Genomic DNA, 19,151 nt, shown 5'->3' on the forward strand with positions numbered 1-19,151 from the left:
GCTACCGGCGCAGCGTTACCAATCCGTTTATGGTAACCGCCGCGTTCACCATTTTCTTCGGGCTTGTGGCTCTCTTTATTCGATTTTTAGCCATTGGCTGCGCAGGCGGGTCCGCAAGCCCGCGAAATCTTGACTTTTGTGCGCCGCACAATATATTATCTTGCATCGCACAAGGGCGCCCCGAAGAAGGACGCTTCAACCGTCAAGGGAATCGTGAAATGACCCAGACCTATGAGGACTTCAGCAAATACGGCAAAGAGTTCGCCGACACCGGATTGAAGAGCTTTGCGTCGCTGTCTAAGGGCGCGCAGGCGATTGCCACCGAAGCTGGTGAATACACCAAGAAGAGTTTTGAAACCGGCAGCGCCACTGTGGAGAAGCTGTTTTCAGCCAAGTCGCTGGAAAAGGCGATCGAGATCCAGTCGGATTACGCCAAGCAGTCCTATGAGGCGTTCGTCGCCGAGGCCACCAAGATCGGCGATCTCTATGCCGAACTCGCCAAGGAAGCTTACAAGCCATTCGAATCGATCGTTGCCAAGGCAAAGTAATTTTGCCCGGGCGAACTGATTTCGCCTGACGTGACCCCAGATTCAGCCTTTGAACCCGAGAAAAAGCCCGGCCACGGAAACGCGGCCGGGCTTTTTCGTGTCAATTTCCGTTCCAGAGCCTCGCGCCCCTTCACGATTGCGAAAATCGTCCAAGTTTGGTGACCTAGCCATATTGTCAGCTAACCAGAAGGGCTTAAAATCGTACATCGAACACCTACATGTCGAACTCGCATGGGGAATCGAAAGAGGCAGGAATACGTGACGATCGGTTTGACTGCCACGAGACGAGTGGTGCGGATGCAAGACGGCGACGGTAACGGCAATGGGGCCGGCCGTGGGACGGCCGTCATCACGCGCACCAAAACCAAGACCAAGAAGCCCAGCCTTTATCGGGTCCTCATCCTCAACGACGACTACACTCCGATGGAGTTCGTGGTTCACGTGCTGGAGCGTTTTTTCCAGAAGGATCGCGAAGCCGCCACACGCATCATGCTTCATGTTCACAATCATGGAGTGGGCGAGTGCGGGGTCTATACATTCGAGGTGGCCGAGACCAAAGTGTCCCAGGTCATGGATTTCGCCCGACAGAATCAGCATCCGCTGCAATGCGTGATGGAGAAGAAGTGAGGTAACATGCCGGCTTTCTCCCAAGGCCTGGAAAAGGCGCTTCACCAGGCGCTGACGCTCGCCAATGAGCGGCACCATGAATATGCAACCCTAGAACATCTGCTGCTCGCGCTCATCGACGACACCGAGGCGGCCGCCGTCATGCGCGCCTGCAATGTCGATCTCGATGAGCTCAAGCACACGGTTCTCACCTATATCGACACCGAGCTCGACAACCTCGTCACCGGTTACGACGAGGACTCCAAGCCGACCGCCGGTTTCCAGCGCGTCATCCAGCGCGCGGTGATCCATGTGCAGTCGTCTGGCCGCGAGGAGGTTTCGGGCGCTAACGTCCTCGTCGCCATCTTCGCCGAGCGCGAGAGCCATGCCGCCTATTTCCTGCAGGAACAGCAGATGACCCGCTACGACGCGGTCAACTACATCTCGCACGGCATTGCCAAGCGTCCGGGCGCGTCGGAGACACGCTCGCCGCGCGGTGCCGATGACGAGCAGGGCGGCCAGAACGGCGCCGAGCCACAAGAGGAAGGCGGCAAGAAGAAGCAGCAGCAGGATGCGCTGACGGCTTACTGCGTCAATCTCAACAACAAGGCCAAGGCCGGCAAGATCGACCCGCTGATCGGCCGCGAGTCCGAGATCAACCGCACCATTCAGGTGCTGTGCCGCCGCTCGAAGAACAACCCGCTCTATGTCGGTGATCCCGGCGTCGGCAAGACGGCGATCGCCGAGGGTCTGGCCAAGCGCATCGTCGAGGGCGACGTTCCCGAAGTGCTGCACAACGCCACCATCTTCGCGCTCGACATGGGCACGCTGCTCGCCGGCACGCGCTATCGCGGCGATTTTGAGGAACGGCTGAAGCAGGTCGTCAAGGAGCTCGAGGACTATCCCGGTGCCGTGCTGTTCATCGACGAGATCCATACGGTCATCGGCGCAGGGGCTACTTCAGGCGGCGCCATGGATGCGTCCAACCTGTTGAAGCCGGCGCTGTCATCGGGTGCGATCCGCTGCATCGGCTCGACCACCTACAAGGAATTCCGCCAGTTCTTCGAGAAGGACCGTGCTTTGGTGCGGCGCTTCCAGAAGATCGACGTCAACGAACCGACCATCGCGGACGCCATCGAGATCATGAAGGGCCTCAAGCCCTATTATGAGGAGTTCCACAAGGTGAAGTTCACCAACGAGGCGATCAAGGCCTCGGTGGAGCTGTCGGCACGTTACATCAACGACCGCAAGCTGCCGGACAAAGCGATCGACGTGATCGACGAGACCGGCGCCTCGCAGATGCTGGTTCCGGAAGCCAAGCGCAAGAAGACGATCGGCATCAAGGAGATCGAGGCGACGATCGCCACCATGGCCCGCATCCCGCCGAAGACGGTTTCGGCCGATGACGAGAAGGTGCTGCAGGGTCTCGATATCGAGCTGAAGCGCGTCGTCTATGGCCAGGACACCGCGATCACCGCGCTGACCTCGGCGATCAAGCTGGCACGTGCCGGCCTGCGCGAACCGGAGAAGCCGATCGGCTCCTACCTGTTCTCCGGCCCGACCGGCGTCGGCAAGACCGAAGTGGCCAAGCAGTTGGCCGCCTCGCTCGGCGTCGAGCTTATCCGCTTCGACATGTCGGAATATATGGAACGCCACACTGTCTCGCGGCTGATCGGCGCGCCTCCCGGCTATGTCGGCTTCGACCAGGGCGGTCTTTTGACGGACGGCGTCGACCAGCATCCGCATTGCGTGCTGTTGCTTGATGAGGTCGAGAAGGCGCATCCGGACCTGTTCAACATCCTGTTGCAGGTTATGGACCATGGCAAGCTGACCGACCACAACGGCAAGCAGATCGACTTCCGCAATGTGATCCTGATCATGACCACCAATGCGGGCGCGTCGGATGCGCAGCGCGCGGCGATCGGCTTCGGCTCGACCAAGCGCGAAGGCGACGATGTCGAGGCGATCAACCGGCTGTTCACGCCGGAATTCCGCAACCGTCTCGATGCGATCATCCCGTTCGGCTCGTTGCCGGTGCCGGTCATTCATCAGGTGGTGCAGAAGTTCGTCATGCAGCTCGAGGCCCAGCTTTCCGAGCGTGGCGTCACCTTCGACCTGTCGGCGGATGCGATCGCCTGGCTCGCCGACAAGGGCTATGATGAGCGCATGGGAGCGCGGCCGCTCGGCCGTGTGATCCAGGAGCACATCAAAAAGCCGTTGGCCGACGAGGTGCTGTTCGGCAAGCTCAAGAAGGGCGGCACGGTGCGCGTCACCGTCGAGAAGAAGGAAACCGGCGAGACCGGCCTGAAGCTCGAATCGCTCGCCGACGAGGCGCCGGTGAAGCCGAAGAAGGAAGAGCCGGAAGAAACGCCGAAGCCCAGAAAAGCCGTGGCGAAGAAGCCGACGGCGAGGAAGCTGGTGGCGCCGAAGCCTGAAGCCAAGGGCAAGGACGGCGGCAAGCGCAGTCTCGTCCCGCAACTGCCCAGAAAGAACTGACCTTGACGAAAGTCGAAAAAGCCCCGGAAATGAACTGACCCCATAAAGTTGGACGGTTCATTGAGTTGGTAGGTTTAAGGGCTGGTTCCTGTATTGCACAGGGGCCAGCCCTTTCAGTTTCAGTTTGATGCGGCGGTGGTTGTAATAGTCGATGTAGTCCGTGATGGCGTCGTCCAGGCTTTGAACGGTGTCGAAGGTTCCGGGATGGAAGAGCTCGGATTTGAGGATGGCAAAGAAGCTCTCCATTGGGGCGTTGTCGAGGCAATTGCCTTTGCGTGACATGCTCTGTTGGAGGCCTCTGGCTTCCAGCCTGCGTTGGAATGCCGACATCTGATACTGCCATCCCTGATCGGAATGCAGGATCGGCCTTTCGTTCTCACCAAGCCGGGCGAGGGCTTTGGTCAGCATATTGTCCACCATTTTGAAGCGTGGCCGCCGCGCCGTCTCGAACGCGACGATCTCGCCATTGTAGAGATCCATGACCGGGGACAGATAGAGCTTGTCGCCGGCCAGGCTGAACTCCGTCACGTCGGTCACCCATTTGCGGTTGGCGCGGTCGGCGCCGAACTTGCGCTGCAACAGATCGGGAGCGGTCCGCCCAGCCTCGCCCCTGTAGGAGCGATACTTCTTCGGCCTGACCAGCGACTTCAATCCCATCCCGGCCATCAGGCTCTGGACGGTCTTGTGGTTGACGCGCCGGCCCAACCGGTGCAGTTGCGCAGTCACCCGGCGATAGCCGTAGCGACCCTTGTGGCTGTCGAAGATGGCCTTGATCGCCGCCTTCAGCGCCGCATGGCGGTCCGAGCGCTTCGCTGCTTTCTGTCTGTAATAGAACGTGCTGCGCGCAAGCTTCGCCAGCTCGAGCAGCCCCTCAAGCGAATGCAACGGCCTTAACGCCTGGACGGCTTGCGCTTTTTGAGCGCATGTCCCTGCGTTAAGGCCTCTAGTTTTTTTAGGTAGTCGTTCTCCATCCGCAGATGCTTCAGCTCAGCCAGCAGTTCTTCGCGGCTTTTGGCCTCGTCACTGGCTGCAACAGGCACTGCGGGGGACGGCGGCTTTGACATGGGTCGTCCTCTGGGACGTGGGCCGAGCGCCTCTATCCCGCCCGCATGATAGCGCTTCTCCCAGCCCGTCAGGCAACTGGCATTGCGGATATTGAACAATGCAGCCGTCTGCCGATACGACAGACCTTCCTCCCACATTCGCTCAAGCACCGACAGCCTGAACGCCGCGTCGTAACGACCGTACTTACCAGATAGCCCGGCATCGCCATGCGCCTGGTACAACGCAACCCACTTGCGAACAGTGGCCGCATCAACGCCATGCATCGACGCCGCACTCGCGCAGCTCTCATCCCCGCCTAAATAGCTATCGACAACCGAGCGCTTGAAACTCTCGCTGTATTTGGACATGCAAAACCCCCGAAGGTTGTGTCCAACTTTCGGGGGTCAGTTCAAAACGGGGCTTTTTCATTGAACGAGGAAACACATGGCCGGGCAGGTCATCATTCTGAACGGTGCACCGAGATCGGGAAAATCAAGCATCGCCAGTGCTGTTCAGGAGAGCTTCGATGGCGTCTGGATCAATCTCGGCGTCGACGTTTACGAGCAGGCTACGCCGGCACGCTATCGGCCTGGGATAGGATTGCGGCCCGGCGGCGAGCGTCCGGACCTTGAGGGCCTCGTGCCCGGATATACGCCGCGCTCTACGAATCGATTGCCGCCCACAGCCGGCTGGGGCTGAATGTCGTGGCGGATGTCGGCCATCACGATGCTTATTCGAGACCACTTCACATTGTGGCCGATTGCGCGCGCCGGCTTGTAGGTCTGCCGGTGCTGTTTGTCGGTGTTCGCTGCCCGCCGGAAATCATCATGGAAAGGCGTGCGGCCAGCGCGGCAGACAAGGGATATGTAACCGGCTCGCCCGATGATCCCGTCCCGCTGCCCGTGCGTCTGTGGCAAGAAGAGGTCCACCGCCCAGGCGTGTACGATCTGGAAGTCGACACCTCGCTCCTCAGCCCTGGGCAATGCGCGGATACGATCGCAGAGCAGCTTCGGCAAGCACCGTATCCAACAGCGTTTCAGAAACTATTCAACCCATCCAGCGCGGCCCTTGAGCCGTTTTGACCGGCATGGCCGCCGCAGGCGGGTTCGTCCAGATCGGCGAATTTACAGCCCGCATACGGCCGGCGATTGCATGGTGGAGCTCTCGATTTCAGCGGCCATGCGGTCCGACGCGAAACGTGTCACCAAATATCCGCACGCCTTCCAGATCGCGATCATCAGGAATGCACCCGCATAGCCATCCACGGCATAGTGCCAGCCAAGTACGACGGAACCGACCATAATGACGCCGGCGAATAACCACATCACAAGACCGGCCAGCCGAGACCGCCGTGTTGCATAGAGGGCGAACAGCACCGCCATCGCAACGTGCAGGGATGGGAAGGCGGATATACCGACGCTGCCGGTAGTTGCGCCGGTATAGCCACTCCACAGCATATCCTGCGTGCTGAGCGCCCAGATCGGATAGACGCGATCGGCAACGGCAAGTGCTTGCATGAGGGGGTGAAAGTCGTTGCCGAACCCCAATCGCTCGTAAAAGCAAGGGCCAGCCGACGACAGGCCCATCGCGAGGAAGAAGCCACCCAGCGTCCACATCGTCATGAAGCTCATCAGGAACTGGTGACGCAGCTTCGTATCCTTGCGTGTGATGCACACGGTGAAAACCGTGGTGATGAGCACGACGAACCAGAAATTGTACGCGATGTTGATGATCTTCAACGCAAGCGGCGACTGGACGACAAACCACAACCATTCGTGCGGGGCTCGACCGAAATGCAGGATGCGATCGGCGTGAGCCAATGCTTTGTCCCATGCAAACGGAGAGAGGATTGCAATGGCTCCCTTCAACACACCGATCGAGGATATGAAGGCAAGACCCGCACCCAGGCCATTCAGGCTGTTGGCAATGCGTTCGGCATCGCCAAAGAATCTACCCAGTGACTTGAGGAAGGTGTGCAGCGGTTCGGTATCCCGCTGGACCAGCGCAAGGTGGAAAAGCGTCCCAAGTGCAAGGGCTGAGCCGCAAATCCAGAAGGCGATGAAAAGATACTCGGCGTATTCCTCCAGAACGCCGAAATCCGGCATGTTTCCAGTGTGCCACCCGACTGCGCTTGCCAGAAGCAGCGCTGAGGCAGCCATAGCGTGCAGCAGCCGGTGTCGCCAAAAGGCATCCGCCAAGATACCAAGAAAAGCACGTCCGAAAATTGCCCCCGTCAGCGGGGCCGATGCCGCAACCGAATCTTCCATGGTTTTGAAGCCCCACAGCTCGCCACGCCGTTACTGTTTTACCGTGAGACGGTTCAATATTTCCTAATCAGACGATTAGAGTTGCAAACGTTGAGTCCCGGCGCCGGCACGGCCGGGCACTAGAATCGTCTTCTCGGCTAAACGGCGCTACCCGGTCCGCCACATCGGCTGACCTCTCGCTCTCAATTTTTGAGCGCAGTCCGGATCTTTTCGGCATTTTCGGTCAGCACCTCCGGCTTCTCCATTCCTCCCGTGTGCGACTTCAGCGGGATGCCGTCGAAGCGCGGAATGACATGTACATGCAGATGATAGACGGTTTGCCCCGATGCCGGCTCATTGAACTGCATGATGGTGACGCCGTCGGCGCCAAAGGCCTTTTTCACCGCCAGCGCCACTTTCTGAACGACGTTCAAGAGATGGCCGAAAATTGACGGGTCGGCGTCGAGCAGGTTGCGCGATGGCGCCTTCGGCACCACCAGCGTATGGCCCGGCCCCTGCGGCATCACATCCATGAAGGCTATGAACGCATCGTCCTCGTAGACGCGGTGCGAGGGAATTTCGCCGCGCAGGATTTTCGCGAAAATGTTGTCGGTGTCATAGGCGGTTTCAGCCATGGCAATGCTCCGGATTGTGACTTTCGTGTAGCGAAGCCGTCGAAAGTCGGCAAGGCGATCGTCGACCCTGCCCTTCCGGGCAGCCGGTCGCTACTCTTCTAAATCCTTGCGGAACGGGGTGTGCCCCTCGAGATATTCGCTCATCCGCTCCACCTCGTGGCGTTCACGCCTGAGATAATCGGCGACGGCATTGCGCAGGCCTGGGTGTGCAATGTAGTGCGCGGAATGCATGGTCACCGGCCGGTAGCCGCGCGCCAGCTTGTGCTCGCCCTGCGCGCCCGCCTCCACCACCTTCAGCTTGCGCTCGATGGCGAAGTCGATCGCCTGGTGATAGCAGACCTCGAAATGCAGGAAGGGATGGTCCTCGATACAGCCCCAGTTGCGGCCATAGAGTGCGTCGGAGCCGATGAAATTGATGGCCCCGGCAATGTATCGCCCGTTGCGCCTCGCCATCACCAGCAGGATGTCGTCGGCCATGCGTTCGCCGATCAGCGAAAAGAATTGACGGTTGAGATAGGGCCGACCCCATTTGCGGCTGCCGGTGTCCATGTAGAAGGCGAAGAAATCGTCCCAGGCCTTCTCCGTGAGGTCCTTGCCGGTCAGCCGGTCGATCGAAATGCCTGGGGCAAGCGCTTCACGCCTTTCCTTCTTCATCGCCTTTCGCTTGCGCGAGGCAAGGGTGGCGAGGAAGTCGTCATAGGTCGAAAAGCCTTCGTTGAAGAAATGGAATTGCTGGTCGGTGCGGTGCAGGAAACCGGCCGCTTCCAGCACCTCCACATCGCTCTCTTGCGCAAAGGTGACATGCGCGGAAGAGACGCCGAGTTTTTGCGTCACTGCCTTCAGGCCCGCCGCGAGACCGGCCTTCACTTTGGCGCTGTCCTCGCCTTTGCTGACCAGCAGGCGAGGGCCGGTGACCGGGGAGAACGGCACGGCACTTTGCAGTTTGGGATAGTAACGGCCGCCGGCGCGCTCGAAGGCATCCGACCAGCCATGATCGAACACATATTCGCCCTGGCTGTGCGATTTGAGATAACAGGGCACCGCGCCCAGCAATCTGCCTTGCCCGTCCTCCAGCCTGAGGTGATGGCCCTGCCAGCCGGTACGCCGCACGGCGCATCCAGAATCTTCGAGCGCACTTAGAAAAGCGAAGGAAACCAAAGGATTGTAACTGGTTTCTGAATCTCCGCGCGCGGTTCCGGCAAAGCTGTTCCATTCATCACAGGTGAAGGCGCCGATGCCGGCGGCGACGCGGATCGAATAGTCCGCATTGGCCGTTTGTCCGTCGCCCTCGTCGCCCTGATCCATGAGGCTTATTTAAGCTCCGTCCGGCCTGGTACAAGTCACGTTTCAGACACTCATGCGACTTTGACCAGATCGGGCTCAAACCCCTCGAACGTCATCTGGTCGGCATATCTGAAGGTCAGGTCGACCGCCGGCTGGTCGTGCACCGTCCAGGTGATAACAGGCATTTTCAGCTTTTCGCGCACGAAGCTGACGAATGGGTTCGGCAGGTCGCCTGCGGCATAGGAGGTGAAGGCGATCTTATGCGCCAGCATGGCGAAATGCGCCTCGATCAGCCCGACGTCCTTGCCGTAGGCGGTGAGCCCCCCTGGGATACCCGGCGCGTCCTTCGGAAAATCGCGGACCAGCCAGTGGTCGAACGACATGATCGCCGCTTTGCCCTTGTAGCGCTTGAGCATCTTGCCGACGCTTGCCACCAGGCCTTCGTCATAGCCGGGCGTGCCTTTCAACTCGACCACCAATGGCACGCGGCCGTTCACCAGGTCGAGCGCTTCCTGCAGCGTCGGCACATGGTCCGCCGTGCCGCCGACCCTGAGCGCCGCGAGTTCAGCTGCGGTACGCTGCCAGACGAAACCATCCTGGCCGGTCAGGCGCTTGAGATCGCCGTCATGGATGACGACTGGAACGCGGTCGGACGACAGGTGGACGTCGCATTCGATGGCATAGCCGCGTTCGGCGGCCGCGGCGAAGGCCGACAGCGTGTTTTCCCAGCGCGTCTTGTTCATGTCGTGGAAGCCGCGATGGGCGACGGGCCGGGCGGTCAGCCAGGATAGGTCGGTCATATCTGTCCCCTGGCTCATTCGATTTCGAAGACGGCTTCGATTTCCACTGCGGCATTAAGCGGCAGGCAGGCGGTGCCGACGGCGGAGCGCGCATGCTTGCCACGTTCGCCAAGGGCCGCCACCAGGAAATCGGAGGCGCCGTTGGCAACCAGATGCTGCTCGACGAACTCAGGTGCCGAGGCGACGAAAACGGTGATCTTCACCAGACGGCTAATCTTCTCGAGGTCGCCGAGTGCTGCCTTGGCCTGCGCCAGGATGTTGATCGCGCAGTATTTTGCCGCGTCCTTGCCGCCTGCCGTATCCAGATCGCGACCTAACAGCCCGCTCGCCTGCAGCTTGCCGTCCTTGAGCGGCAATTGCCCGGCGGTGAACAGCAGATTGCCGGTCCGGCAATAGGGCACGTAGTTGGCGGCGGGCGCGGCGGCGACGGGAAGCGTCACACCCAGATCACTTAGCCGCTTTTCGATTGTTTCACTCATGGTATTTCCCTATTGCTTGGTGACGCCGCGCCGGCCGGGCCGAAATTGCTATTTTTGCCTCGCTTCCGCCACGACTTTTTTTAAGCTGGACCATCTTTCCCTGCGGCCTGCCATCAGTCGCGACGATCGGAGTACCTCATGCGCGCAACGCGCCTCGCATTCCATGCCGTCCTGTTGTCGGGAGCCCTCTCGATAGGCCCTGCCTTTGCCGCGCCGGCGCTGCAAGCCCACCGCGCCGTCTACGATCTTACCCTGAAAAAGGCTTCCGATCAGTCCGGCATCACGGGCATATCCGGCCGCATGGTCTATGAGTTCAATGGCTCGGCCTGCGAAGGCTATACGGTGAAATTCCGCTTCGTCACCCAGATCGTCACCGCCGACAACACCAGGTTGACCGACCAGCAGACGACCACTTTCGAGGACGCCGAAGGCAAGACTTTTTCGTTCGTGACAAAATCCTTCGTCGACCAGAACCTCGACAAGGAGGTCAAGGGCATCGCCACGAAAGAGACCAAGGGCCTGAAGGTCGACATCGACAAGCCTGAAAAGAACAGCGTCGAGCTGGCGACAACCCAATTTCCGACCCAGCACCTGGTCGAGCTGATCGGCAAGGCCGAAAAAGGCGAGAATTTTTACGAAACGAACCTGTTCGACGGTTCCGAAGACGCCAACAAGGTGATGACCACCACTGTCGTGGTCGGCAAGAAAACCGATGCCGACAAGGCCGACCCGGAAGCTTCGGCACTGGCAAAGCTCGCCACGGACAAATACTGGCCGGTCGACATCGCCTATTTCGACGACACCAACAAGACGGGCGAAGAGGTGCCGGAATACCGTATCAGCTTCAAGCTGCATGAGAACGGCATCACCCGCGATCTCGTCATGGACTATGGCGACTTCTCGATGACCGGCAAGCTGGTCAACCTGTCGCTGTTCGACCAGACGAAACCCTGCCCCGCCAAATAGTGCCGGTCTAGGCAGTTGATTTACCACGACACGGCGTGGTCGTTGCGATCGACTTGAACGTGCCGCAATCGTCTCTCAACCTCTCCCAGCGTCCAGGCGCGAGGGGGATCAGCTTGAGCAGGATCGATACATTCGTCGCGCCGCGGCCCAACCCGGCACTGATCAGGGCCATGACATCCGTCAACCGGATCGTCATGCTGCGCGGCATTCCCGGATTTCGGGATCTGTTGCCGTTCAATCGCCTGGCCGGTCTTCGCGGCGTCGCCAATGTCCGCCATATCGACTTTCCCGACGCCGATCTTGAGCGGCTGAAGGCCAGTTGCGGGGCAGGGAAGGCGACCTTCATCACGCCCAATCATCCCGAGTTCTTCACCGACTGGATGATCGACAAGGAGATTGTGTCGCAGGTCAGCCCGCTCACGGCCTCATGGGCAACCAATGGTGTCGTCAACGGCCTTGGCCGGCTGATGCAGAAGTTCTGGCTGGCCAACAATCTGATCGCCCAGATTCCGGGCAACAGCGGGGCAGCCAAGGAACACTCCGTCGCCTGGGCCTTGAAAGGCCATGGCGTGCTGCTGCATCCCGAAGGCGGCGTTGGCTGGCATGCCAACATCGTTGCGCCTTTGCTGCCGGGTGCCGTCGAGATGGGGCTTGAGGCCCTCAAGCGCGGCCGGGCCACGGATCCGGATTTCAAGGTCTGGATCGCGCCAGTCGTCTGGAAGCTTGCCTTCACCGGGAATGTCGAAGCGGCGCTGGCGAAGGAATGCGCCTATGTCGAGAAAAGCCTGAAAATAGAACGCCTTGCGACCGACACGCTGCCGCAGCGCATCCACCATGTCTATTCGACGCTGCTGGCCCGCGATGAAGCAGCATCGGGCATGCCATCCGACGAAGGCGCAACCTATGCCGAGCGCCAGCAGGCGTTGGTTGCTGAACTCGGCCGCCGACTCGGCGAAAGCATCTCGCCCGACACTGATGTCACCGACGCAACCGAACTTCTGCGGCGGGCGCGTCGTTGGCAGCGCGAAAACAGTGGCGATGCGGAAGGCCGAAAGCAGGTCCGCGCGCTCGCCGACACGATTCAGAGGCTGCAACGCGTCGGGCCCTGGGCCGCGGCCAACCCGCGCATCAGCCTGGAAGAGATCGCCGAACATCTGAAGCGGGTCCGCAACGACTATTGCCGGGGCGGACTGCGTGACACGATCAACCGGTTCATTCCGCAGCCGGCCGGACCGCGTTGCGCCCATATCCGGGTGCCGGAGGCGCTGGGCCTGCATGAGTATGCCGGCTCGATCGACGATGCGGTTGCCGAGTTGCATCGTCGCATGCAGGACACAATCACCAGCACCGTGGCTGAAGTCGAGGCCGGCGGCGGCTTCATTTTATATCCGAATCCCTTCTATTATCGCTAGACGAGTGCCTGTCGGCGCAAGATGAAGGAATACGGCAAGCCTCATGGCAGTCTATGTCGACGCAGCGATCTGGAACTGGGCCGGCCATCGCTGGTGCCATCTGTTGGCCGACGACACCGACGAACTGCATCGCTTCGCCGCGGAGCTGGCCATCAAGCGTTCATCGTACCAGGGACCGCCCAAGACTTCGGCGCCGCATTATGACATAACGGGCTTCGAGCGTGATCGTGCGGTGCGGCTCGGCGCTATCGAATGCAGCCGCGAGGAGATCGTCGCGGTCTTCCGGCGGGTGCGGGTGCCGAACGGCAAGGTCAAGCGCTGACAGCAGGGCGCGGATCGTCGCACGCAACACCACGGATCCTGCGGCGCTTGCGTTTATCGCGCATCCCCTCTATATGCGCGCTCATTCCACACACGGACTTTGGTGTCTGCCCGGGAGAAATCCGGCTGAAACCTCCGGTGGCGTTCGAGGACAAAGTCCAAAAATGCCTGTGTCCGTGGAGGCTAACCGGAAAGGAACTTTGAATGGCACTGCCTGATTTCAGCATGCGCCAGCTTTTGGAAGCTGGCATTCACTTCGGCCACCAGACCCACCGCTGGAACCCGAAGATGGCGCCCTACATCTATGGCGCCCGCAACAACATCCACATCATCGACCTGTCGCAGACGGTGCCTTTGCTGCACCAGGCGCTGAAGCAGGTTTCCGACACCGTTGCCAAAGGTGGCCGCGTGCTGTTCGTCGGCACCAAGCGCCAGGCCTCCGACATCGTCGCCGATGCGGCACAGCGTTCGGCTCAGTATTATGTCAACTCGCGTTGGCTCGGCGGCATGCTGACCAACTGGAAGACGATCTCGAACTCGATCCAGCGCCTGCGCAAGCTCGACGAGATGCTGGCCGGCGAAGCGCAAGGGTTGACCAAGAAGGAACGCCTCAACCTCGACCGCGAGCGCGAGAAGCTCGACAAGGCGCTGGGCGGCATCAAGGACATGGGCTCGACGCCCGACCTGATGTTCGTGATCGACACCAACAAGGAAGCGATCGCCATCCTCGAGGCCAAGCGCCTCGGCATCCCGGTCGTCGCCATCATCGATTCGAACTGCGATCCGGACAAGATCGACTTCCCGATCCCCGGCAATGACGACGCGGCCCGTGCCATCCAGCTCTATTGCGACCTGATCGCCAAGGCTGCGATCGACGGCATCGCCCGCCAGCAGGGCGCGCTCGGCGTCGACATCGGCGCTTCGGTCGAAGCTCCGGTCGAACCCGCGCTCGACCCGGCTCCGGCCCCGGCGTCGGAAGCTCCCGAAGCTTGATAATCGAAGGCCGGTTGCGGCTTTCATCTTTCTCATATTCTGGCACGCTAAACAGACGCACCATCGAATACCGATGGTGCGTCGGTGCATTTAAAACAAAGAGGCGACAATGAGCATTTCGGCTGCACAGGTCAAAGAACTCCGCGACTTGACCGGCGCGGGCATGATGGATTGCAAGGCCGCGTTGACCGAGACCAACGGCAACATGGAAGAGGCCGTCGACTGGCTGCGCAAGAAGGGTATCTCCAAGGCCGACAAGAAGGCTGGCCGCACCGCGGCTGAAGGTCTGATCGGCGTCGACAATGGCGTGCGCGAAGCTGCCGTCGTGGAAGTCAATTCCGAGACCGACTTCGTGGCCCGCAACGCCGCGTTTCAGGAAATCGTCGCCAACGTTGCCAAGGTTGCGCTGGCCTATGGCACGACGGAGGCTGTGGCCGCCGCAAAGTATCCGGGGTCCGACAAGTCGGTTGCCGACACCATCAAGGACGCTGTCGGCACCATCGGCGAAAACATGGGCTTCCGCCGCTCGGCCAAGCTCACCGTTCCGCACGGCGCTGTCGCTACCTACGTTCACAACGCGGTTGCCGACGGCCTTGGCAAACTCGGCGTGCTGGTCGCGATCGAGACCACGGGCAATGAGCATGCCGCCAACGCCTTTGGCCGCCAGGTGGCGATGCATGTTGCCGCCACCAACCCTCTGGCGCTGACGGCAGAGCAGATCGATCCGGCCGCGGTCGAACGCGAGAAGGCGATCTTCTCCGACCAGGCGCGCCAGTCCGGCAAGCCGGAAGCGATCATCGAGAAGATGGTCGAGGGCCGTCTGCGCAAGTTCTACGAGGAAGTCGTGCTCCTGAAGCAGGCCTTCGTGCTCAATCCCGACATCACTGTCGAGAAGGCGCTGAAGGATGCCGAGAAGGAGATTGGTGCGCCGGCCAAGATCACCGCCTACCTGCGCTTTGCGCTGGGCGAGGGCATCGAGAAGGAAGAGACCGATTTCGCCGCGGAAGTCGCTGCAGCGGTCAAGAAATAGCCCTTTCCAGGGCTCACGAACTCAGGCAACTCGGCCGGGTGTCCGCAAGGAGGCCCGGCCGATTTCTTGTGCGGTGTCGATAAAGGCCCTGAGCTTCGGCGCCATCGCCGCCCGGCGAGGGAAATAGAGGAATAGCCCCGGTTCCTCGATCGCCGTCTGCGGCAGCACCTGGACGAGGCGGCCCGCGGCAAGATCGGCGCGCGCCAGCGGCTCGAACACATAGGCAAGCCCGACGCCTGCAAGCGCAAGATCGATTGCTGCGAGCGAATCCGTCACGACAACGCTGCCCCGCGTCTCCATGGCGATGTCCTTGCCATCCTCGATCAAATCCCAGCGATAGAGCGCACCGGAGCGGACGAGCCGGTAGCCGATACAATTGTGGTTCGCCAGGTCGGCAACGCCGCCGGGACGGCCGTGCCTTCCGATATAGGCGGGCGAGGCGACGATGACGACGGAGAATGGCGGCGTCAGCCGGACCGCAACCATGTCCTGAGCGATCATCTCGCCAAGCCGGACGCCGGCATCGAAGCCTTCGCCGACGATATCAACCAGACCCTGGTCAGCGAAGACCTCGACCGTAACCTCCGGATAGCGCTCGGCCATCGCCGCGACCACCGGCGTCACCGCCAATGGTATCGCTATGTTGGAGGCGTTGATCCTGAGCAGGCCAGACGGCCTGCCTTTGACGCTGCGGATGCGGTCCATCCGCTCGGCAATATCCTGGAGGGCCGGAGCCGCCGTTTCCACCAGCGCCTTGCCGGCCTCGGTGAGCGAAACGCTGCGCGTCGTGCGGGCGAACAAGGGCTGGCCGATCCGCTCTTCGACAATGCGCACCGCATGGCTGACCGCCGAAGGGCTCATGCCGAGTTCGGCGGCGGCAAGCGCGAAGCCGCCACGCCGGGCAACGGCGACCACGACCGGAAGATGGCTGAGCAGATCGCGATCCATTCATGAATGATATCGCATGGTCTTTGCGAACAATGCAACCTTATCGATGCCAAGGCGGTGGTCCACATTGTCGCCAACTCATCGGCGATCGGCTGATGGCACTGAGGAGACGAGACATGAACACGTTAAAGCACGTAACTTTCACGGCAGGCATGGCGTTGGCGCCGATGGATGCCGGTGGGGCGGAGCCATCAGACTGGCGGGCCCTTGCAGACGAACGCGCGGTCATTCGCATTGCCGATGCCATCGACCGGGCCGTTGACGCCCAGGACTGGAAACTTGCACGCGGCTATTTTGCGGATCGGATCACCGCCGACTTCAGCAGTCTCTCCGGACAGCCGGCGGCCAACATCGCTTCCGACGATCTGGTTGGCGCTTGGGCGGCCAACCTCAAGGGCAGCAAGACAAGCCTGCATCTGCGCACCAATCACCAGGTCGCTCTCAAGGCGGACACGGCGACTGTCCTGTCGAACGGCTATGCTTGGAACCGGATGGAAGGCAATGGCGACCCGCTTTGGGAGGTCTGGGGCACCTATGAGCATCACCTGACGCGTTTTGCGGATGGCTGGAAGGTCGATGGCTTCGCGTTCCACATGACACACGAGCGCGGCAATCCCTGGGTCAAGAACACTCCGGGCCAGTGACGCGCGGGGTATCTATCACCAAGCATTGGAAGACGATCATGACCATGACCTACTACACTCTTGGCAACAGCGGCCTTAGGGTCAGCCGACTGGCACTGGGCACGATGACTTTCGGCAAGGAATGGGGCTGGGGAGCCGACAGGGATACGGCGCGGGCGATTTTCGACGCCTATGTCGAGGCGGGCGGCAATGTGTTCGACACGGCGGATCTCTACACAGATGGCACGGCCGAAGCCTGGCTTGGTGAATTCATCGCCGAGCGCGGGCTGCGCGACACGGCGGTGATAGCCAGCAAGTTCACCATGAACATGCAGCCCGGCAATCCGAATGCTGGCGGCAACGGCCGCAAGAACATCATGCGGGCCGTCGATGCTTCGCTGAAACGGTTGGGGACCGACTATATCGATCTCTATCTCATGCATGTCTGGGACAGGCTGACCCCGGCTGAAGAGGTCATGCGCACGCTGGACGACCTGGTCCGGATGGGCAAGGTGCGCCATGTCGGCCTTTCCGATGTGCCCGCCTGGTATGCGGGCCGCGCACAGGCGATCGCCGAATTGCGAGGATATGAGCCGGTTTCGGCGCTACAGCTCGAATATTCGCTGGCCGAACGCGCGATCGAGAACGAGTTCGTGCCATTCGGCACGCGCCATGGCGCCGGCATCATGGTGTGGAGCCCGCTGGCCGGCGGTTTGCTGAGCGGCAAGTATCGACCGGCCCAGACCGGAAACGGCCGCCTCGACGGATTTCGCAACTCGACGCATCCGGGTTTCCAAAAGTTCACGCAACGCAACTGGGCTATCGTGGCCGAACTCGAGAAGGTCGCATCCGAGGTCGGCCGCAGCATGCCTCAGGTCGCGCTCAACTGGGTGGCCACGCAGCCGGGGATCGCAACCGTCATCCTCGGTGCGACGACGCTCAGCCAAATGCATGACAATCTTGGCGCGCTGGATTTCGAGATTCCGAAAGCGCATCGCGACCGGCTGGAGAGAGCCAGCAGAACTCCAGCGCCGTTTCCCTATTCCTATTTCGGTTCGCAGATACAGGCGCGCGTTACCGGCGGCGCGACAACCGGCGACAAGCCCCCCAACTACGTGTCACCGGTGCTTATCGAAGGAGAGTCGGCCAGCGTGTCCACCAATTGATCAATGGGCAGGAAACCGGCAATTTGCCGTTTGGGCGCCGCGTGACATCGCGGCGCCCTTCGTGTATCGGAACGCCATTGTTTCGGATGGCGCGCCTGCGCCAGAGCAGCCACCCGGAACGCGCCACATGCAAATGAAGAGGCCCAGATGACGGTGAAGCCCCTCTACCGACGTGTCTTGCTGAAAGCGTCGGGCGAAGCACTGATGGGCGAGCAGCATTTCGGCATCGACGTTTCAGTAGTGGATCGCATCGCCGGCGACATCGCCGAGGCGCGTGCATTGGGCATCGAGGTCGGCGTCGTCATCGGCGGCGGCAACATCTTTCGCGGCGTGGCCGTTGCCTCCAAGGGCGGCGACCGTGTCACCGGCGACCACATGGGCATGCTTGCCACGGTGATCAACTCGCTGGCGCTGCGCACGTCGTTGAACAAGATCGGCGTCGACGCCGTGGTGCTTTCGGCGATCGCCATGCCCGAACTTTGCGAGAGCTTTTCGCAGCGCCAGGCGACCGCCTACATGAACCAGGGCAAGGTGGTGATCTTTGCCGGCGGCACCGGCAATCCATTCTTCACCACTGATTCGGCCGCAGCCCTTCGCGCCGCTGAAATCGGCGCCGACGCGCTGTTCAAGGGCACTCAGGTCGACGGCGTCTACTCGGCGGACCCGAAGAAGGACCCGAATGCGACGCGTTTCGAGCGCATCAGCCATGGCGAAGTCATAAATCGCGGCCTTTCCATCATGGATACCGCTGCGATTGCACTTGCGCGCGAAAACAACATTCCGATAATCGTCTATTCGATCCACGAAAAAGGTGGTTTCGGCGATATTCTGAGGGGCGGCGGCCGCTGCACGGTCGTCGCGGACGATTGATCGGCGGCCTGACCCGAAAAGGGAAGCCGGTTTTCGGAAGTTCGATTCGAAGACGGCCCCGAAGCAGTGAGCCCGCATTAGACGGTCGAGGAGATAAAGATGAGTGGTGAGTACGACGATCTCAAGCGGCGCATGGATGGGGCCATTGCCGCGTTCAAGCATGATCTGGCCTCGCTGCGGACCGGTCGCGCCTCCAGCAATCTGCTCGATGCGATCCAGGTGCAGGCCTACGGCACCACCATGCCGATCAATCAGGTCGCCAACGTCTCGGTGCCGGAGCCGCGCATGATCTCGGTATCGGTATGGGACAAGTCGATGGTTGGCGCGGTCGACCGCGCGATCCGCGAATCCAATTTGGGGTTCAACCCGATCGTAGACGGCACCAACCTCAGGATTCCACTTCCCGAACTTAACGAACAGCGCCGCAAGGAACTGGTCAAGATCTCGCACACCTACGCCGAGAACGCCCGTGTCGCCGCGCGCCATGTGCGCCGCGACGGCATGGACTTCCTGAAGAAGGCGGAGAAGGACGGCGACATCAGCGAAGACGATCAGCGCAAGCGCTCGGACCAGGTCCAGAAACTTACCGACGAGACGATCAGCAACATCGACCACCTGCTTTCCGATAAGGAAGCTGAAATCATGCAGGTTTAGGGTCATGGCCGCCGGCTGACCCGAAAGCAA

General features: G+C 60.9%; 19 protein-coding genes and 1 pseudogene. 13 read left to right on the forward strand and 7 right to left on the reverse strand.

The window, feature by feature from the left end; all coding sequences use genetic code 11:
- Positions 1–218 precede the first annotated feature (218 nt).
- From NKI66_RS24590 to clpA, 3 genes are all read left to right on the forward strand, one after another.
- Complete coding sequence (locus NKI66_RS24590; protein ID WP_013531776.1) at positions 219–548, forward strand: phasin family protein; 330 nt, start codon at positions 219–221, stop codon at positions 546–548.
- 297 nt (positions 549–845) lie between these two features.
- On the forward strand, positions 846–1,175 hold the full coding sequence (gene clpS / locus NKI66_RS24595) for an ATP-dependent Clp protease adapter ClpS (protein ID WP_023812950.1): 330 nt from the start codon (positions 846–848) through the stop codon (positions 1,173–1,175).
- Positions 1,176–1,181: 6 nt separating this feature from the next.
- Positions 1,182–3,650 (forward strand): ATP-dependent Clp protease ATP-binding subunit ClpA, encoded by a 2,469-nt coding sequence (gene clpA, locus NKI66_RS24600; protein ID WP_352753296.1) that lies wholly within the window; start codon positions 1,182–1,184, stop codon positions 3,648–3,650.
- A 57-nt stretch (positions 3,651–3,707) separates the two neighbouring features.
- Here clpA and NKI66_RS24605 read toward each other — a convergent pair.
- Positions 3,708–5,062, reverse strand: a protein-coding gene (locus NKI66_RS24605) for an IS3 family transposase (RefSeq protein ID WP_502895240.1) whose coding sequence is annotated in 2 segments (ribosomal slippage) — positions 3,708–4,597 and positions 4,597–5,062 — 1,356 coding nt in all. Because the reading frame shifts where the segments join, the coding sequence is not laid out codon by codon here.
- 76 nt (positions 5,063–5,138) lie between these two features.
- Here NKI66_RS24605 and NKI66_RS24610 point away from each other — a divergent pair.
- A pseudogene (locus NKI66_RS24610) lies at positions 5,139–5,776 on the forward strand (chloramphenicol phosphotransferase CPT family protein).
- A gap of 42 nt (positions 5,777–5,818) precedes the next feature.
- Here NKI66_RS24610 and NKI66_RS24615 read toward each other — a convergent pair.
- The 5 genes from NKI66_RS24615 to NKI66_RS24635 form a co-directional block, all read right to left on the reverse strand.
- Entirely contained in the window at positions 5,819–6,961 is a 1,143-nt protein-coding gene (locus tag NKI66_RS24615; protein ID WP_352753298.1) for a phosphatase PAP2 family protein, read from the reverse strand.
- Positions 6,962–7,143: 182 nt separating this feature from the next.
- Entirely contained in the window at positions 7,144–7,575 is a 432-nt protein-coding gene (locus tag NKI66_RS24620) for an HIT family protein (RefSeq protein WP_352753300.1), read from the reverse strand.
- Positions 7,576–7,665: 90 nt separating this feature from the next.
- Positions 7,666–8,880 (reverse strand): GNAT family N-acetyltransferase, encoded by a 1,215-nt coding sequence (locus NKI66_RS24625; protein ID WP_352753302.1) that lies wholly within the window; start codon positions 8,878–8,880, stop codon positions 7,666–7,668.
- 50 nt (positions 8,881–8,930) lie between these two features.
- Entirely contained in the window at positions 8,931–9,659 is a 729-nt protein-coding gene (locus NKI66_RS24630) for a glycerophosphodiester phosphodiesterase (RefSeq protein ID WP_127295554.1), read from the reverse strand.
- 14 nt (positions 9,660–9,673) lie between these two features.
- Entirely contained in the window at positions 9,674–10,138 is a 465-nt protein-coding gene (locus NKI66_RS24635; protein WP_023812941.1) for a RidA family protein, read from the reverse strand.
- Between the two features lie 138 nt (positions 10,139–10,276).
- On the opposite strand from NKI66_RS24635, the gene NKI66_RS24640 reads away from it, so the two are divergent.
- From NKI66_RS24640 to tsf, 5 genes are all read left to right on the forward strand, one after another.
- On the forward strand, positions 10,277–11,104 hold the full coding sequence (locus NKI66_RS24640; RefSeq protein ID WP_023812940.1) for a cell envelope integrity EipB family protein: 828 nt from the start codon (positions 10,277–10,279) through the stop codon (positions 11,102–11,104).
- 113 nt (positions 11,105–11,217) lie between these two features.
- Positions 11,218–12,516: a lysophospholipid acyltransferase family protein gene (locus NKI66_RS24645; RefSeq protein WP_352753305.1), complete on the forward strand. Its 1,299-nt coding sequence runs from the start codon at positions 11,218–11,220 to the stop codon at positions 12,514–12,516.
- 43 nt (positions 12,517–12,559) lie between these two features.
- Positions 12,560–12,838 carry a DUF4031 domain-containing protein gene (locus tag NKI66_RS24650; RefSeq protein ID WP_128303613.1) on the forward strand — a complete coding sequence of 93 codons (279 nt, stop codon included), beginning with the start codon at positions 12,560–12,562 and terminating at the stop codon, positions 12,836–12,838.
- A gap of 203 nt (positions 12,839–13,041) precedes the next feature.
- Positions 13,042–13,830: a 30S ribosomal protein S2 gene (gene rpsB, locus NKI66_RS24655; protein WP_023812937.1), complete on the forward strand. Its 789-nt coding sequence runs from the start codon at positions 13,042–13,044 to the stop codon at positions 13,828–13,830.
- A 109-nt stretch (positions 13,831–13,939) separates the two neighbouring features.
- On the forward strand, positions 13,940–14,860 hold the full coding sequence (tsf, locus tag NKI66_RS24660) for a translation elongation factor Ts (protein WP_023812936.1): 921 nt from the start codon (positions 13,940–13,942) through the stop codon (positions 14,858–14,860).
- A 21-nt stretch (positions 14,861–14,881) separates the two neighbouring features.
- Here tsf and NKI66_RS24665 read toward each other — a convergent pair whose 3' ends face one another.
- A complete protein-coding gene (locus NKI66_RS24665; protein ID WP_127295546.1) occupies positions 14,882–15,808 on the reverse strand; it encodes a LysR family transcriptional regulator in 927 nt (308 codons plus the stop codon).
- Positions 15,809–15,924: 116 nt separating this feature from the next.
- On the opposite strand from NKI66_RS24665, the gene NKI66_RS24670 reads away from it, so the two are divergent.
- The 4 genes from NKI66_RS24670 (at position 15,925) to frr (ending at position 19,121) form a co-directional block, all read left to right on the forward strand.
- The gene (locus tag NKI66_RS24670; RefSeq protein ID WP_128303617.1) at positions 15,925–16,452 is read left to right on the forward strand and encodes a nuclear transport factor 2 family protein; all 528 of its coding nucleotides are present in this window, start codon (positions 15,925–15,927) and stop codon (positions 16,450–16,452) included.
- Between the two features lie 38 nt (positions 16,453–16,490).
- Positions 16,491–17,597, forward strand: a complete 1,107-nt coding sequence (locus tag NKI66_RS24675) for an aldo/keto reductase (RefSeq protein ID WP_023812932.1) — start codon at positions 16,491–16,493, stop codon at positions 17,595–17,597.
- A 147-nt stretch (positions 17,598–17,744) separates the two neighbouring features.
- Positions 17,745–18,467, forward strand: a complete 723-nt coding sequence (pyrH, locus tag NKI66_RS24680; RefSeq protein ID WP_013531760.1) for a UMP kinase — start codon at positions 17,745–17,747, stop codon at positions 18,465–18,467.
- 99 nt (positions 18,468–18,566) lie between these two features.
- Positions 18,567–19,121, forward strand: a complete 555-nt coding sequence (frr, locus tag NKI66_RS24685; protein WP_023812931.1) for a ribosome recycling factor — start codon at positions 18,567–18,569, stop codon at positions 19,119–19,121.
- The last annotated feature ends 30 nt before the right edge of the window (positions 19,122–19,151 follow it).

The sequence above is a fragment of the Mesorhizobium sp. M0518 genome (assembly GCF_040321125.1).
Classification (GTDB): domain Bacteria; phylum Pseudomonadota; class Alphaproteobacteria; order Rhizobiales; family Rhizobiaceae; genus Mesorhizobium.

Excerpts from the sequence above, each read along its gene's own strand:
- NKI66_RS24590 (WP_013531776.1), top strand. The coding sequence starts at position 219 with ATGACCCAGACCTATGAGGACTTCAGCAAATACGGCAAAGAGTTCGCC.
- clpS (WP_023812950.1), top strand. The coding sequence starts at position 846 with ATGCAAGACGGCGACGGTAACGGCAATGGGGCCGGCCGTGGGACGGCC.
- clpA (WP_352753296.1), top strand. The coding sequence starts at position 1,182 with ATGCCGGCTTTCTCCCAAGGCCTGGAAAAGGCGCTTCACCAGGCGCTG.
- NKI66_RS24615 (WP_352753298.1), bottom strand. The coding sequence starts at position 6,961 with ATGGAAGATTCGGTTGCGGCATCGGCCCCGCTGACGGGGGCAATTTTC.
- NKI66_RS24620 (WP_352753300.1), bottom strand. The coding sequence starts at position 7,575 with ATGGCTGAAACCGCCTATGACACCGACAACATTTTCGCGAAAATCCTG.
- NKI66_RS24625 (WP_352753302.1), bottom strand. The coding sequence starts at position 8,880 with ATGGATCAGGGCGACGAGGGCGACGGACAAACGGCCAATGCGGACTAT.
- NKI66_RS24630 (WP_127295554.1), bottom strand. The coding sequence starts at position 9,659 with ATGACCGACCTATCCTGGCTGACCGCCCGGCCCGTCGCCCATCGCGGC.
- NKI66_RS24635 (WP_023812941.1), bottom strand. The coding sequence starts at position 10,138 with ATGAGTGAAACAATCGAAAAGCGGCTAAGTGATCTGGGTGTGACGCTT.
- NKI66_RS24640 (WP_023812940.1), top strand. The coding sequence starts at position 10,277 with ATGCGCGCAACGCGCCTCGCATTCCATGCCGTCCTGTTGTCGGGAGCC.
- NKI66_RS24650 (WP_128303613.1), top strand. The coding sequence starts at position 12,560 with ATGGCAGTCTATGTCGACGCAGCGATCTGGAACTGGGCCGGCCATCGC.
- rpsB (WP_023812937.1), top strand. The coding sequence starts at position 13,042 with ATGGCACTGCCTGATTTCAGCATGCGCCAGCTTTTGGAAGCTGGCATT.
- tsf (WP_023812936.1), top strand. The coding sequence starts at position 13,940 with ATGAGCATTTCGGCTGCACAGGTCAAAGAACTCCGCGACTTGACCGGC.
- NKI66_RS24665 (WP_127295546.1), bottom strand. The coding sequence starts at position 15,808 with ATGGATCGCGATCTGCTCAGCCATCTTCCGGTCGTGGTCGCCGTTGCC.
- NKI66_RS24670 (WP_128303617.1), top strand. The coding sequence starts at position 15,925 with ATGAACACGTTAAAGCACGTAACTTTCACGGCAGGCATGGCGTTGGCG.
- NKI66_RS24675 (WP_023812932.1), top strand. The coding sequence starts at position 16,491 with ATGACCATGACCTACTACACTCTTGGCAACAGCGGCCTTAGGGTCAGC.
- pyrH (WP_013531760.1), top strand. The coding sequence starts at position 17,745 with ATGACGGTGAAGCCCCTCTACCGACGTGTCTTGCTGAAAGCGTCGGGC.
- frr (WP_023812931.1), top strand. The coding sequence starts at position 18,567 with ATGAGTGGTGAGTACGACGATCTCAAGCGGCGCATGGATGGGGCCATT.